Genomic DNA, 13,963 nt, shown 5'->3' on the forward strand with positions numbered 1-13,963 from the left:
TCATCGGCGGCATCATAAGCAGGTCCCGGATGATCTGTCAGCCGGCTTTCCGGGCCCCCTGGGGGGTCCGCCGGCGCGTGAGGGCGGCCGGCGGTTCATGCGCCGCCGGTGGTGCGGCGGTGCCCTCCGTACGAGGCGACCAGGGCGTCGGCGACGGCGGTCGCGTCCGCGTCGGCCGCTTCCGCCGGGTATTCGGGCAGGAGGTCGTCCCAGACGGGGAGCCACGACCCGTACAACTGGGCCTGTCCTTCGGGCCGGGCGAAGAACCACACGTGCAGGTGTGCGGCCCCGTCCCCGATCCGGTAGACGTGGGCCCGCGAGACGTGCGGCAGCGCCTGCACGTGTCGCACGATGTGAGTGGTGAGCACGCCCAGCTCGGCGGCCAGTTCGTCGGGCAGGTCGGCCATGTCGTAGTGGTCGCGCGGGAACAGCATCAGCACCAGCGGTACGCCGACGCCCGGTATCCGGGCCAGGCGCCAACGGTCGTCGAGCCAGATGCCTTCGTCGCGCGAGCGGCACTCGTCGCAGTCGGCCGGATCCTCGCCGTGCCGCGGCGGCTCGGGCAGAACGGGCGGGCGGAGAGCGGAGACGCGTAGCCCGTCCGCCTCGAAGGGACTGACGTCCCACCCGGTCATCCTTGCCAGCGGAAGCCGGAGCTCGTCATCCGCGGCCGCACGTGCGTGGTCGAAAAACTCGTCGGGTCGCAAAGCCATGATCGTAAGACTAGGACCGGTCCTGTTACCTTCCCCCGTCGGCATCCGTCATGGGTGTGACGGCCGGAGACGAACGGCCACCGCACCGACGAGTGAATCGAGAACCGGAATGCTGACCGGCATCATGTACGTGACGATCTACGTCACCGACCAGGACCGCGGGCTGGACTTCTACACCCACGGGCTCGGCCTGGAGAAGCGGATCGATTACCCCGGGCCCGACGGACGCTTCCTCACCGTCGGCGTTCCCGACAGCCCGGTGCAGATCATCCTGTGGGCGCAGGCGGCAGGCACGGGACGGCCGGCCGGCGTGCCCGGTCCGGTGATGCTCGAATCCGACGATCTGCGAAAGGACTTCGAGATCATGCGCCGGCGCGGCGTCACCTTCGAAGGGTCCGAACCCGAGGAGTATCCGTTCGGGCTCCGCATAGAGGCCGTGGACCCCGACGGCAACCGGGTCTCGCTGCGTCAGCCGCGCAAGCCGTGACCGCACATCCGTCCGGCCTCGTGACCGAGGCGTTCGAAGCCCAGCGCGACCGGCTGCGCGCCGTCGCGTACCACGTGCTGGGCTCGCACGCCGATGCCGAGGACGTGGTCCAGGAAGCCTGGCTGCGGCTCGTCCGCCAGGACGAGGAGACCATCGGCAATCTGGCGGGCTGGCTGACCACCGTGGTCGGCCGGATCAGCCTGGACCTCCTGAGATCCCGCCGGTCCCACCCCGAAGCCGCCTACGGGGAAGAGTTCGCGAACCTCGTGGTGACGCCCGACGACGACCTCGCGCCGGACGAGCGGGTGGCGCTGGCGGACTCGGTCGGTCTCGCCCTGCTCGTCGTGCTCGACTCGCTCACCCCGAGCGAGCGCCTGGCGTTCGTCCTGCACGACATGTTCGCGGTCCCGTTCCAGGAAATCGGCCGGATCCTGGGCAGATCCACCGACGCCACCAAGATGGCCGCCAGCCGGGCCCGCCGCAAGGTCCGGGCCACGGACCGGCCGACGGGCACCGGACACGACCGGCGAGAGGTCGTCCGGGCATTCGGCGCCGCCGCCCTCGGCGGCGACTTCGAAGCGCTCCTGCGCGTGCTCGACCCGAACGTGAAGCTGACCGTCGACACCCCCGACGGCGTGGTCGTCACCCTGGGCGCCACCAAGGTCGCCGCCGGCGCCCGCACGTTCTCCCGCGAGGCCGCCCGCCACCGCCCGGTGCTGGTCAACGGCAGCCCCGGCCACATGTCCTGGAGCCCCGACGGAAGCCCTCTCTCCGTCATCGCCTTCACCGTCGCCGAAGACCGGATCACCCGCATCCACATCGTCGTCGACCCGGCCGAACTCGCCTCGATCGACCTGCCCGCGCCGGACTGCTGACGCCGGCCGGCCCGTACGGTCCCGCCCCGGCGGGGCGGGACCGTACGGAGGGCCCGCGGGCGGTCAGCCCAGCCACGGCCGCCAGACGCGCTCGTTGCGCTCGACCCACTTCTTCGCCGCCTCCTGCGGTGAGAGCTTCTCCTCGGCGATCATCAGGGACACCTCGTTCTGCTCCGCCTCGGTCCAGCGGAACCTCTTCAGGAAGGCGGCCGCCTCGCCCCCCGAATCGGCGAAGCGCGCGTTCAGGTACTTCTGCAGCGGCGTGTGCGGGTAGGCGCAGGCCACCTTCTCCGGGACGTCGGCGCAGCCCTCGGTGTACTCGGGCAGCTTCACCTCGGTCATCGGCACCCGTTCGAAGAGCCACTGCGGCTCGTACCAGTACGTCAGGAAGGGCTTGCCCTCCTTGGCGAACTGCTTGATCTGGGTGATCTGGGCCGCCTCGGAGCCGGCGAAGACGACCTCGAAGTCGAGACCCAGGTTCTTCACCAGTGCCTTGTCGTTCGTGACGTAGGACGGGGAGCCGTCCATCAGCTGGCCCTTGCCGCGGCTCTCGGGGGTGCGCAGCTGGTCGGCGTACTTGTCGAGGTTCTTCCAGTCCGTGACGTCCGGGTGGGCCTCGGCGAAGTACGTGGGGACGAACCAGCCGATGTGGCCGGTCACCCCCAGGTCACCGCCCCGGGTGATCGTCTTCTTGCCCTCGACGTACCGCTTCTCCTGCTCGGGGTGGCCCCAGTCCTCCAGGATCGCGTCGACCCGCCCCTGGCTCAGCGCGTCCCAGGCGGGGACCTCGTCGACCTGCACGGTGTCCACGCGGTAGCCCAGCTCGTGTTCGAGGAGGTAGGCGGCCACGGCGGTGTTCGCCTGCGCGCCGACCCAGGACTGGACGGACAGGGTGACCGTCTTCGCGTCCTGCTCGGCGGCGTACGGAGACGCCTGCCGGGTCATGTCGGCCGCACCGCAGCCGGAGAGGACGGCGAGTCCGGCAGCGGCGGCGAGCAGGGCCGCGCCGCGGCGGCCGCGCCCGCCGCGGAAGGGTCGGTATCGCATCTCAGGCCTCCTTCGCGGGCTGGGTGACACGGTCGAGCAGCAGGCCGAGGCACACGATCGCGGTGCCCGCGACGAGGCCGGTGGCCAGGTCGCCCTGCGCCAGACCGAGGACGACGTCGTAACCGAGCGCGCCACCGCCGACCAGGCCGCCGATGATGACGACGGCGAGGACCAGGACCACGGCCTGGTTGACGGCGAGCAGCAACGCCGGCCGGGCGAGCGGCAGCCGGACCTGCCACAGCAGCTGCCAAGGGGTCGCGCCCAGCGAGCGGGCGGATTCGAGCGACGCCGCGTCCACCTCGCGCAGGCCCTGCGTGGTGATCCGGATCACCGCCGGCAGCGCGTACACGACCGCGGCGGCCGCGGCCGGTGCCCGCCCGACCCCGAACAGCGCGACCACGGGGATGAGGTAGACGAACTGCGGCAGTGTCTGGCAGACGTCGAGCACGGGACGCAGCAGCCGCTGCGCCCGGGCGCTGCCGGCCACGGCCACCGCGATCGCGAACCCGGCCACGAGGGTCACGGCGACGGCGGCGAGGACCTGCGACAACGTGTCGAGGGAGGCCTCCCACACACCGAGTACGCCGACCCCCGCCAGGGCGAGCACGGCCGTGAGCGCGGCGCGCCAGGTGCTCACGACGAGGGCGAGCCCTCCGGCGAGCAGCAGGAGCAGCCACCACGGTGCGGCCTGGAGGCCGCCGCGCAGGGGATCGAGGACCCAGCCGGTGAACCGGGCGGCCCAGTCGGCACTGCCCCCGACGACGGGCACCCCGGAGTAGAGGTGGGAGGTCATCCAGGCGGCCGCCGCGTTCATCGGCTCGGCGATGGACACCGTCCAGGACGCCGGCCACAGCGATGTGCCCGCGATGCGTCCGGCCACACCGGCCGCCACCGCCACGAGGACGGTGAGCAGCCACCCGTACCAGCCGTCGAACACCTTCAGCAGCAGCTGCCGCGCGCCGCGCACGGGGACGCCGGCCGCGCCGATCCGGCGGCCCGCCGCCTCGGCGGTGCGGTCGAGGACGACGGCGAGCAGCACGATGGGGATGCCCGCGGCCAGTGCGGCACCGACGTCGACGGACGCGAGCGCCTGGTAGACGCGGTCTCCGAGGCCGCCCGCGCCGATCACGGAGGCGATCACGGCCATCGACAGGCCGGTCATGACGGCCTGGTTGACACCCAGCATGAGCTGCCCGCGTGCCAGCGGCAGCCGGGCGGTCAGCAGCCGCTGGCGGCCGGTCGCGCCGAGCGAGGCGGCGGCCTCCAGCACCCCCGCGTCGGCCTCGCGCAGCCCGAGCGCGGTCAGCCGCGCCATCGGCGGGGCGGCGTACACGACCGTGGCCAGCACGGCGGCGGGCACGCCGATGCCGAAGACCAGCACCATCGGCAGCAGGTACGCGAACGCCGGCAGGATCTGCATGGTGTCGAGCAGGGGGCGCAGGACGCGGGCGGCCCGTGCGGAGAGCCCGGCGGCGAGACCGAGCAGGCCGCCGACGGCGACGGAGGCGGCGACGGCCACGACCATCAGCGCGAGGGTCTGCATGGTCGGCACCCACATGCCGAGCAGCCCGCACGCGGCGAAGGCGGCGGCACAGGTCAGGGCGAGCCGCAGGCCCGCCAGGCGCCAGGCCACCAGGGCGGCCAGTGCGGTCACGCCGGTCCAGCCCGCGGCGAGCAGGACGACGTAGACGGCCCGGACGGACACGACCACGGCGTTGCTGACGTGCCCGAGGAAGTAGAGGAACACCGGATGGCTGTCGCGGTGGTCGATGATCCAGTCACCGGCCCGGCCGAGCGGGCCCGACAGGTCCACGGCCAGGGCCGCGGGCCAGCTGCCCGAGGCCGGCAGGGCGACGGCGAGCGCGATCAGCACGGCGGCTACGGCGAGGGGCAGGAGCAGCCCGCGGCCTGGACGGAGCCCGGACAGGACCGGGCCGCCGCGCGGGCGTACGGGCGCTCCGGATCCGGCCGCCGCGTCCGCCGCCGCTGCGGGGCGGCCGGCGGCGGCGCGCTCCGGGGCGCCGGACCGGCCGGGCGACTGCGGGCCGCCCGGCCGGGAGGGTTCGCGTGCGGGGGCCGTGGCCGCGGTCATCCGCACCACCTCCCGGTGCCGGGTACGGGGACAGCGGGTCGGTCGGTGCCGTTCATGCCGCCGCCTCCCGCCCGGTGGCGGCCGGGAGCCCCGCCACCACCGCGAGCAGTCCTGCCTCGTCGACCACACCCAGGCACCGGCCGCCGTCGACGACCCGGACCGGACCACCGCTGCGGACGACGGCCTCGATGGCGTCGGCCACGGTCGTGGCGGGGGTCAGGGCGGGGCCCTGCCCGGCGTCGTCGCCGTCGGCGCGCCGCATCGCACTGCGTACGGTGAGGACCCGCTCGCGCGGGACGTCGCGGACGAAGTCCCGTACGTAGTCGTCGGCCGGCGAGCCGACGATCTCCTCGGGCGTGCCGAGCTGCACGATGCGGCCGTCCCGCATCAGCGCGATGCGGTCGCCCAGGCGCAGCGCCTCGGCCAGGTCGTGGGTGATGAAGACCATGGTGCGGCCCTCCTCGTGGTGGAGGCGCGCCACCTCGTCCTGCATCTCGCGCCGGATGAGCGGATCGAGCGCGCTGAACGGCTCGTCGAACAGGAGCACTTCGGGGTCGGCGGCGAGGGCACGGGCGATCCCGACGCGCTGCTGCTGGCCACCCGACAGCTCGCCGGGGCGGCGCTCCTCGAACCCGCCGAGCCCGACCTTCTCGACCACCTCGGCAGCCTTCGCGCGGCGCTCGGCGCGGCCCACGCCCTGGATCTCCAGGCCGTAGGCGACGTTGTCCAGGACGCTGCGGTGCGGGAGCAGGCCGAAGTGCTGGAAGACCATGGCGGCCCGGTGGCGGCGCAGTTCGCGCAGCCGGCCGGGGTCCATCGCGAGGACGTCCTCGCCGTCGAGGGCGAGGGTCCCGGCCGTGGGCTCGATCAGCCGCGTGAGGCACCGTACGAGGGTGGACTTGCCCGAGCCGGACAGGCCCATCACCACGAACACCTCGCCCTTGCGGACGTCGAACGTGACGTCGCGGACGGCCGCCGTGCAGCCGGTGCGCTCGCGCAGCTCCGCCGCCGGCAGACCGGCGTGATCGGAACCGGGGACCTTCGCGGCCGCGGCCTTGGGGCCGAAGACCTTCCAGAGGCCCTCGACCGAGAAGACGGGTTCTTCGACAGGGGTGGCGTTCACCGGGCACCGCCTTCCGGAGACAGCAGCTCGGCGGCCTTCTCGCCCACCATCAGGACCCCGATCATCGGGTTCACGGCGGTCATCGTCGGAAAGACGGAAGCGTCCGCGATCCGGATGCCGTCGAGGCCGCGCACCCGGAGGTCGGGTCCCACGACGGCGGAGGGGTCGTCGGGGGCGCCCATCTTGCAGGTGCCCGCCGGGTGGTAGACCGTGTGGGCGACCGACCGGGCGTACGCGCTCAGCGCCTCGTCGCCGGTGATCTCCGGCCCCGGGCAGACCTCCCGCTTCAGCCAGCCGGCCAGTGGCTCGGTCGCGGCGATCTCCCGGGCGAGCTTGATGCCGTCCACGAGGGTGCGGCCGTCGTAGTCGTCCTCGTCCGTGAAGTAGCGGAAGTCCAGGGCGGGTTTGACCTTGGGGTCCGCGCTGGTCAGGTAGAGGCGGCCGCGGCTGCGGGGCTTGGGGACGTTGGGGGTCAGCGACACCCCGTGCGCGGGGCGTTCGTACCCGATGCGCTCCGGGTTGTCGGTGAAGGGCACCTGGTAGAAGTGGAACATCAGGTCGGGTCCCCGGGACTGCGGGTCGCGCCGCACGAAGAGCCCGGCGTCGCTGTCCATCGCCGAGTTCTCCGGGATCGGTCCCTCGGTCTCCCAGACGATCACCGACTCCGGGTGGTCGAGCAGGTTCTCGCCCACCCCGGGCAGGTCGTGCACCGCGGGGATGCCCAGGGCCTCCAGGTCGGCGCGGGGGCCTATGCCGGAGTGCAGCAGCAGGCGCGGGGTGTCCACGGCGCCCGCGCAGACCACGACCTCCCGGCGTGCGGTGATCAGGGACGGCGTGCCGTCCTGAGACCGGACGTGCACCCCGCGCACCCGGGCACCGTCGAGTTCGAGGCGGTACGCCCAGGTCTCGAGGACGAGCCGCAGGTTGGGGCGGTCGTCCAGCACGGGGTGGAGGTACGCCACCGAGGCGGACGAGCGCTTGTTGTCCTCCGGGTGGTAGGCGAGGTCGAAGAAGCCGACGCCCTCGTGGAACGGCTTGCGGTTGAAGCCCTCGACGAGCGGTACGTCCAGGGCCGCCCGCGCGGAGTCGACGAAGTCGCGGGCGATGGCGTTGCGGTCCTTCTCCGCCACCGGGACGATGTTGTTGAGGAGCTTGTCGAAGTACGGCTCCATGGCGGCGGAGTGCCAGCCCTCGGCACCCGCCTGCGACCACTCGTCCCAGTCGGACGGCAGCGGCTTGAAGGCGATGAGGGTGTTGTGCGAGGAACAGCCGCCGAGGACGCGGGCGCGGCTGTGACGGATGTGGGAGTTGCCGCGCGGCTGCTCGGTGGTGGGGTAGTCGTAGTCGAGCTCGCCGCCGAGCAGGCCCATCCAGCGGCGCAGCGTGAGCACCTCGGGCCGGTCGACGTCACTGGGGCCGCCCTCGATCACGGCGACGGTGGTGCCGGGGTCCTCGGTCAGGCGGGAGGCGATGACGGAGCCGGCGGTTCCGCCGCCGACCACGACATAGTCGTACTCGTACTCGGTGATGTCCGTGTTCGCGTTCGCGTTGATGGTTCTCCTCCTCCTTCAGCCCGCGAACCAGCGCACGGGGCGCGGAGCGAGGTTCTGGTACACGTGCTTGGCCTCGCGGTACTCGGCCAGACCCGCCGGGCCCAGCTCGCGTCCGGTGCCGGACTTCCCGAAGCCGCCCCACTCGGCCTGCGGCAGGTAGGGGTGGTAGTCGTTGATCCAGACGGTGCCGTGGCGCAGCCGGCCCGCCACCCGGCGGGCGCGGCCCGGGTCGGCGGTCCACACCGCGCCGGCGAGCCCGTACTCGGTGTCGTTGGCGAGCGCGACGGCCTCGTCCTCCGTACGGAAGGTCTCGACGGTCAGCACGGGCCCGAAGACCTCCTCCCGCACGACGCGCATCTCCCTGTGGCACTGGTCCAGCACCGTCGGCCGGTAGAACCAGCCGGGCCCGTCCGGGCGGGAACCGCCGGCGCGCAGCACGGCACCCTCGGCGAGGGCGGAGTCCACGTACTCCTGCGTCCGCGCCAGCTGGGCCGCGGAGACCAGGGGGCCGCACTCGACGCCCGGGTCGGTGCCGCGGCCGAGGCGGATCCGGTCGGCCCGGCGGGCGAGCTCGGCCACGAAGCGCTGGGCCACGCGGTCCTCGATGACGAGCCGGGAGCCGGCGGAGCAGACCTGGCCGCTGTGCATGAACGCGGCGTTGAGGGCCTGGTCGACGGCGGTGTCGAAGCCTTCGGCGGTGGCGCAGGCGTCGGCGAAGACCACGTTCGGGTTCTTGCCGCCGAGTTCGAGCGCGACCTTCTTGACCGAGTCGGCGGCCGCCCGCATGACCTTCGTACCGCTGGCGAGGCCGCCGGTGAAGGAGACCAGGTCGACATCGGGGTGCTCGGACAGGCGGGCGCCGACGGGGTCACCGGCACCCGTCACCAGATTGGCGACACCGGCCGGCAGACCGGCCTCCGCCAGCAGGTGGACGAGCTCCACCGTGGACAGCGGGGTGATCTCGCTCGGCTTGAGGACGAAGGTGTTGCCCGCGGCGAGGGCGGGGGCGATCTTCCAGCTGGCCTGGAGCAGGGGGTAGTTCCAGGGGGTGATCAGCGCGCAGACGCCGACCGGCTCGTGGACCACGACGCTGTGGACGTCGGGGGAGCCGGCGTCGACCACGCGCCCGGCGCTCTCACCGATGACCAGGTCCGCGAAATAGCGGAAGGCGTCGCTGACGCAGTCCACGTCCACCCGGCCTTCTTCCAGCGTCTTGCCCGTGTCCCGGCTCTCCAGCAGCGCCAGGCATTCCCGGTTGCGCTGGAGCAGCTCGGCGGTGCGGCGCAGCACGGCGGCACGCTCCGCGACGGGCGTACGCGGCCACTCGCCGCCGTCGAAGGCGGCGCGCGCGGCGCGGACGGCGGCGTCGGCGTCCTCGGCGGCGCCCTCGGAGACGACCGCGAGGACGCTCCCGTCCGCCGGGTCCAGGACCTCACGGGTGGCCCCTGAGACCGCGGACCGCCAGGTCCCGGCGATGTGGATGGTTCTCTGCTCCGACACGACGCGCTGTACCTCCGCTTCCGACACCGCGGCTCGCCCGCGATGCGTGTTGCTTTCGGCCCGCTTGCCCCGCGGCTCGGCACACATGCCCCTTCCGTTACGGGAAGTGACGGGAGTCACGCCGAAGAGCCGTTCCGATTGCACGGGTGGCATACGGCAGCGGAGCCTTGGCGAAAACCGGTGGGAGACCACGGCGGCCAGCGGCTTCGCGGTGGCCACCGTCGACGCCGCCGGGCGCGGTGACCGCCCCCGTTCCGGCGCCGACGAGCAGGGCCGCGCCGACCTCCGCCGGATTCCCCGCGGGCGGCTACGTGCCCCGTGCCCAGCGGGAGGAGGCCCGGCGGGTCACCGTTCCGCTGCTGTTCCTGCTGCGGTGGGACGACGAGGGGAACCCCCGGCAACGGGCCCTGGACCTGTTCGAGGCCTTCGGCGGCGAGGAGAAGACGCTGCACGCCGATCCGGGAGGGCACACCGGAACCCCGTGGTTCGAGCTGGAGGACGAGTGCCGCTTCCTGGTGCGGCACCTGAAGTGAGCCACCGGCCCTCCCGGACGGCGGGCCCCGCTACGGCTGTTCCAGCTGGCGGCCCATGTCGAGCAGGTGGTGCCGTAGCTCGTGGAGGGTGTGCACGGCGACCCAGCGCAGGGTGCGTTCCTCGCGCTCAGGATAGGTGTATACCAGTGTGCGTTCCCAGTCCGACGGAGACAGCCGGTCGAGGACACCGGTGAACAGGACGACCGCGTCCTGCAGTTGGCGCGCCACATCGGCGGGCTCCTGAAGGGCGTATCCGTCGTACTCGACCCGCTCGTCGCGCCCCATCGACTCGGCGACCGGCGTGTCACGGCGCCGTGCGGCCATCACCCGCTCGCGCTGGACGAGCAGCACGTCGCGCACGTGACAGGCGTACTCGAGAGGTGACCAGACCTGCGGCGTGGAGCGCCGCCGCAGCACCGACGGTTCGGCGCTCAGCAGGTCCGCGTATTCGCGTGCATGGCCCTTGGCGAGTCCTGAGACGCCAGGAGCCAGGGCGAGGTTGTACTCGAAGCCGCATTCCGCGCAAGCCGTCACGCACCCACGGTAACGGGTCTGCCGCACTGGCGTGGCTCTGCCTCGTGGACGATCCCGTCCCGGACGATCTGCGGACAACGCTTGACGTTCTGGTCACGGATGGCCTGACAGAGGTCCTCGACGATGTGCCGTGGATTGTGCATGTCGACGACAACGGACTTGACCGCACCCTCGATCAGATGCTGAACAACGCGCGACCGGGCGTCCAGTGCGATGATCCCTGGGCCTGACTCCGTCTGTGTCCGGCCGTCCCGACTCATCAGCGAGGAGATCCTCGGCCACCCGCGAGATGAGGCAGTGCGCCTGCGGCTCCAACCCGCCGCGGTTGGTGACCGTTCCTTTTGCGGCAGGGCCGTCCGAGCCGTATGACTGCGCCGACGCGGCCGTTCGTGGCCCGTTCGTCGAGCGCAGCCGCGCGAGCTCCTGGAAGGCGCCGCCCGCTTACCGGGCATCGGCTGGAGTGCCTAGGGGAATTGGCTGGCAGGTGCATGACCGGTTGGTGGGGTGCGGGGCTACCTTCTTAGGGCTCCGGAGGGGCGGCTGTCCGAACCCGCGGGCCACAGGCGGGCGGTGGCGGCGTCTCCAGTGCCCCGGCTCCGCCGAGGGGCCGGCCCCCACGCATGAAGGAAGACGACCATGTCTCTGGGCACCTGGCTGAAAGTCGGCACCTCCGCCGCCGCGCTGGTCCTCGCGGCGGCAACCGCCGCGACCGCGGCACCCGCGCCCATACCCGACGCCACCGCAGCGGTAGTGACAATCCGTTACGACGGCAGCCGGGCCGGTGGCTGGGAAGCGGCCATCGCGGCCGGGGTCGCTTCCTGGAATGCGAACGTCAGCAACGTACGGCTGGTGGAGGCCGCGCCCGGGACCCGGGCCGAGATCGTCATCGTGGCCACCACCGGCTGGCCGCAGGCCACCCTCGGCCCCGTCCGTCCGGGACGACAGGTCCGAGTCGAGCTCGGCGCGCAGGCCGTGAGCCAGGGGTACGACAAGACGCGCATCGCTGCTCACGAGCTGGGCCACAGCCTGGGTCTCCCGGACACCAAGCCGGGGCCGTGCTCCCAGCTGATGTCCGGGTCCAGCGCCGGGACGGCCTGCACCAACGCCGTGCCCAACGCGACGGAACGGTCCCGCGTGCAGAACGCGTACGTGAACGGGCTCGCGGCAACGGTGCAGACTGACGGCCGGGTGCTCATCGACGCCCCCTGACCGGCGGGTCGGCGGGTCGGCGCGTGGGCCGGTGCGGGGCCCTGGCTGGGACGGGATTTCCGGAGGGCGGCCGTGCCGGTCCACTGCCGCGGCTTTATCGGGGCAGCTCCAGGAGCGCGGCGCCGACGGGGCGGTGTGGCGGCGGCTGGGACGGACCGGCGAGCAGACGCTGACGGCCGCGCTCGACCACCCCGACGGCGACGCCCTTTACCGCGCCCAGGTTGCCCGCGCCGACGAGCGGGCGGCGCAACGCCGTGCCGCCGACAGGGAGGCGCAGCGGGCGGTGTGCAGCCGGTGCGGGCAGAAGTTCACCGACGAGCGCTGGGAGGAGACCATCGCGCGCGCGGCGCTCGCGGCGCTCTGCGAGGTGCTGGAGTGCCAGCCGGGGGACCTCCTGCGCTGGGAGGCCGGCGGCGACGGTGAGGGCGCCGACGGCGGTACGCGGTTCGCCGATACGACCAGTAGGGTGACGGTGTGTCATGATCGGGCCTGAAGGCCCGAGTCGAATGGATCACATCGAGAGAACAAGGTGCTCAGGTTGAAGAAGTTCAAGGCTACGGTTGTCGCCCTCGCCGCCATCGCAGGACTGGCCGTGGCCGTCACGCCGGCTCAGGCAGCCGATACCTGCAATGCGGGGGGCGGCGGCCAGTACATATGTGATTACGGCGTAACGAACCACGCGCTTCCGAACGGCCAGAAGGAACAGTTCCTGGTCGGCCTCGACTATGCGGTGTGGACGCGCTGGACCATCAGCAATCAGTGGACCGGATGGGTGTCCTTGGGCAAGCCCGATCCCTTCGGTTCTGCCCGCGCCACGAACGCTGTCAAGGTGGAGGATCAGCAGGTGGGGGGCGACTTCCGAACGACCATCTACCTCAACAACAGCAACGGCCCCGTCGTCAGCAGGACGCGCCTCGCCCTCGGGTCGGGCTGGACGCCTTGGGACTGGCCCAACTTCAACTGACCGAGTGTTCCGCCCCCCGCCCGAGGCGGTGTCACGGACGCCGGCGGGGGGCCTCGTCGTCCGGGGTGTGCGGGCTCGCGAAGTGGAGCGGGACCGAGAGGCGGGCGGCCAGGGCCCGGCCGGCCCTGTCGGCCACGGCCGCCGACGGGTGGAGCGGCCCGGGGTCCTCGTCGCCGAGGTAGCGCTCGGCCGCGCCCCAGTAGATGGTGGCCAGCGCCCGGTCGCCCGGGGGGTCGGCGGTGACGGCCAGCAGGTTCACGAACCAGCCGTGCACGGTGTCACCGTCCCAGACGGCCTCGATGGCCACGACGCGGCCGGGGCCGTCCGAGGCCGAGGCGGCCAGGGACTCCGGGTCGAGAGGGCTGTCCGGGGTGCGGGCGACGGCGTCGCCGTGGTGGAGGTACCGGTCGTTGACGACGAGCCGGGCGTCCATCAGCTCCAGGCCGACACCGCGGCCCGCTTCCAGATGGTCCGGACCGCCTGGAAGAGGGCGTCCCGCAGGACGTACGCGTCGACCTGTTCGCGGACGGAGGCGGGCAGCAGCTCCCACCCTTCGGTCGGGGTGATGTCGGTCATCCGGATTCCGTCCGTTCTGTGGGTGAGGGGACCTGGGTAGCATCCTGCCTCCCCCGTGTGGGGGAAGAGGTCGGGAGCGGGGGACGATGTGGGTCGGCTCGGCTCCCGGCCAGCATGTTCGTCATGCCGAACCTGTTGCGAGTCAAGGCCCTGCCGGACGTGCCCCGGTGGGCCGCCGTCGTCGCCCATGCCGTTCCGTTGATCGCCGTCCCGTCGGGGCTGTGGCGGGTCGCCCTGGTCGTGGGGCTGCCGGTTGCCGCCGAGCCCGTCACGACCGTGCCCGGGGCGGCGTACGTGCTCTTCCTCAGCGTGCTGTCCGAGTGCCTGGCCCTGCTCACGCTGGGACTGGTCCGCGGCTGGGGAGAGACCGTGCCGCACTGGATCCCGTACCTCGGCGGGCGGCGGGTGCCACCGCTCGCGGCGGTGGTTCCGGCACTGCTGGGGGCGGCCGCCGGGGCGGCCCTGGTCGCCTGGTTCACGTACGCCAACGTCGTCGGGATCGGCGAGGGGACCATCGGCAGCCCGGCCCAGGACATCTTCCTGCTGGTCTGTTACGTCCCCCTGGTCGCGTGGCCCCCGCTGCTGGCGGCGGTCGCCCTCGCGTACCACCGGCGCCGGAAGGCGGCGGCGCCCGTCATGGCGATGTGTGGGCCGCGATGAAGGCGGACAGCTCATCGGTGGCCGGGAGGCCCGAGGCGGCCGAGGCGAGGTGGACGGCCAGGCCGGGGAGAGGGACCCTGGCGGCGGCCGGCCGGGT

General features: G+C 72.7%; 16 protein-coding genes and 1 pseudogene. 8 read left to right on the forward strand and 9 right to left on the reverse strand.

The window, feature by feature from the left end; genetic code table 11:
* Positions 1-95: 95 nt before the first annotated feature.
* A complete protein-coding gene (locus ACZ7IF_RS31790; RefSeq protein WP_470978507.1) occupies positions 96-635 on the reverse strand; it encodes a hypothetical protein in 540 nt (179 codons plus the stop codon).
* A 187-nt stretch (positions 636-822) separates the two neighbouring features.
* Between ACZ7IF_RS31790 and ACZ7IF_RS31795 the strand changes: the two genes are divergently transcribed.
* Together ACZ7IF_RS31795 and ACZ7IF_RS31800 are read left to right on the forward strand one after the other, a co-directional pair.
* The gene (locus ACZ7IF_RS31795) at positions 823-1,200 is read left to right on the forward strand and encodes a VOC family protein (RefSeq protein WP_470978510.1); all 378 of its coding nucleotides are present in this window, start codon (positions 823-825) and stop codon (positions 1,198-1,200) included.
* Positions 1,197-2,075 carry a sigma-70 family RNA polymerase sigma factor gene (locus ACZ7IF_RS31800; protein WP_470978513.1) on the forward strand — a complete coding sequence of 293 codons (879 nt, stop codon included), beginning with the start codon at positions 1,197-1,199 and terminating at the stop codon, positions 2,073-2,075. The genes ACZ7IF_RS31795 and ACZ7IF_RS31800 overlap by 4 nt, the downstream gene beginning before the upstream one ends.
* A 63-nt stretch (positions 2,076-2,138) precedes the next feature.
* On the opposite strand, the gene ACZ7IF_RS31805 is transcribed toward ACZ7IF_RS31800, so the two are convergent.
* From ACZ7IF_RS31805 to ACZ7IF_RS31825, 5 genes are read right to left on the reverse strand one after another with little or no spacing between them, the layout of a single operon-like run.
* Positions 2,139-3,122 carry an ABC transporter substrate-binding protein gene (locus ACZ7IF_RS31805; protein WP_470978516.1) on the reverse strand — a complete coding sequence of 328 codons (984 nt, stop codon included), beginning with the start codon at positions 3,120-3,122 and terminating at the stop codon, positions 2,139-2,141.
* Position 3,123: 1 nt separating this feature from the next.
* Positions 3,124-5,214 (reverse strand): ABC transporter permease subunit, encoded by a 2,091-nt coding sequence (locus tag ACZ7IF_RS31810; RefSeq protein WP_470978518.1) that lies wholly within the window; start codon positions 5,212-5,214, stop codon positions 3,124-3,126.
* Positions 5,215-5,266: 52 nt separating this feature from the next.
* Complete coding sequence (locus ACZ7IF_RS31815) at positions 5,267-6,337, reverse strand: quaternary amine ABC transporter ATP-binding protein (protein WP_470978521.1); 1,071 nt, start codon at positions 6,335-6,337, stop codon at positions 5,267-5,269.
* The gene (locus ACZ7IF_RS31820) at positions 6,334-7,866 is read right to left on the reverse strand and encodes a GMC family oxidoreductase (RefSeq protein WP_470978602.1); all 1,533 of its coding nucleotides are present in this window, start codon (positions 7,864-7,866) and stop codon (positions 6,334-6,336) included. Before ACZ7IF_RS31820 ends, ACZ7IF_RS31815 begins: the two co-directional genes overlap by 4 nt.
* 39 nt (positions 7,867-7,905) lie before the next feature.
* Positions 7,906-9,390, reverse strand: coding sequence for an aldehyde dehydrogenase family protein (locus ACZ7IF_RS31825; RefSeq protein ID WP_470978524.1), 1,485 nt, complete (start codon positions 9,388-9,390; stop codon positions 7,906-7,908).
* A 46-nt stretch (positions 9,391-9,436) separates the two neighbouring features.
* Here ACZ7IF_RS31825 and ACZ7IF_RS31830 point away from each other — a divergent pair.
* Positions 9,437-9,923, forward strand: a pseudogene (locus tag ACZ7IF_RS31830) (hypothetical protein).
* Positions 9,924-9,953: 30 nt separating this feature from the next.
* Here the strand turns inward: ACZ7IF_RS31830 and ACZ7IF_RS31835 are convergent.
* The gene (locus ACZ7IF_RS31835; RefSeq protein ID WP_470978527.1) at positions 9,954-10,457 is read right to left on the reverse strand and encodes a DinB family protein; all 504 of its coding nucleotides are present in this window, start codon (positions 10,455-10,457) and stop codon (positions 9,954-9,956) included.
* Between the two features lie 44 nt (positions 10,458-10,501).
* On the opposite strand from ACZ7IF_RS31835, the gene ACZ7IF_RS31840 reads away from it, so the two are divergent.
* From ACZ7IF_RS31840 to ACZ7IF_RS31855, 4 genes are all read left to right on the forward strand, one after another.
* Positions 10,502-10,687 (forward strand): hypothetical protein, encoded by a 186-nt coding sequence (locus ACZ7IF_RS31840; RefSeq protein WP_470978529.1) that lies wholly within the window; start codon positions 10,502-10,504, stop codon positions 10,685-10,687.
* A 406-nt stretch (positions 10,688-11,093) separates the two neighbouring features.
* Positions 11,094-11,666 (forward strand): snapalysin family zinc-dependent metalloprotease, encoded by a 573-nt coding sequence (locus ACZ7IF_RS31845; RefSeq protein WP_470978532.1) that lies wholly within the window; start codon positions 11,094-11,096, stop codon positions 11,664-11,666.
* A 133-nt stretch (positions 11,667-11,799) separates the two neighbouring features.
* Positions 11,800-12,159 (forward strand): helix-turn-helix domain-containing protein, encoded by a 360-nt coding sequence (locus ACZ7IF_RS31850; RefSeq protein ID WP_470978535.1) that lies wholly within the window; start codon positions 11,800-11,802, stop codon positions 12,157-12,159.
* 45 nt (positions 12,160-12,204) lie between these two features.
* Positions 12,205-12,630 (forward strand): hypothetical protein, encoded by a 426-nt coding sequence (locus tag ACZ7IF_RS31855; protein WP_470978538.1) that lies wholly within the window; start codon positions 12,205-12,207, stop codon positions 12,628-12,630.
* A gap of 31 nt (positions 12,631-12,661) precedes the next feature.
* On the opposite strand, the gene ACZ7IF_RS31860 is transcribed toward ACZ7IF_RS31855, so the two are convergent.
* Together ACZ7IF_RS31860 and ACZ7IF_RS31865 are read right to left on the reverse strand one after the other, a co-directional pair.
* The gene (locus ACZ7IF_RS31860) at positions 12,662-13,063 is read right to left on the reverse strand and encodes a hypothetical protein (protein ID WP_470978541.1); all 402 of its coding nucleotides are present in this window, start codon (positions 13,061-13,063) and stop codon (positions 12,662-12,664) included.
* Positions 13,063-13,206, reverse strand: a complete 144-nt coding sequence (locus ACZ7IF_RS31865; protein WP_470978544.1) for a hypothetical protein — start codon at positions 13,204-13,206, stop codon at positions 13,063-13,065. The genes ACZ7IF_RS31860 and ACZ7IF_RS31865 overlap by 1 nt, the downstream gene beginning before the upstream one ends.
* Positions 13,207-13,329: 123 nt before the next feature.
* Between ACZ7IF_RS31865 and ACZ7IF_RS31870 the strand changes: the two genes are divergently transcribed.
* Positions 13,330-13,866: a hypothetical protein gene (locus ACZ7IF_RS31870; protein ID WP_470978547.1), complete on the forward strand. Its 537-nt coding sequence runs from the start codon at positions 13,330-13,332 to the stop codon at positions 13,864-13,866.
* Positions 13,867-13,963: the final 97 nt, after the last annotated feature.

It is taken from the genome of Streptomyces sp. NPDC037421 (genome assembly GCF_055602105.1).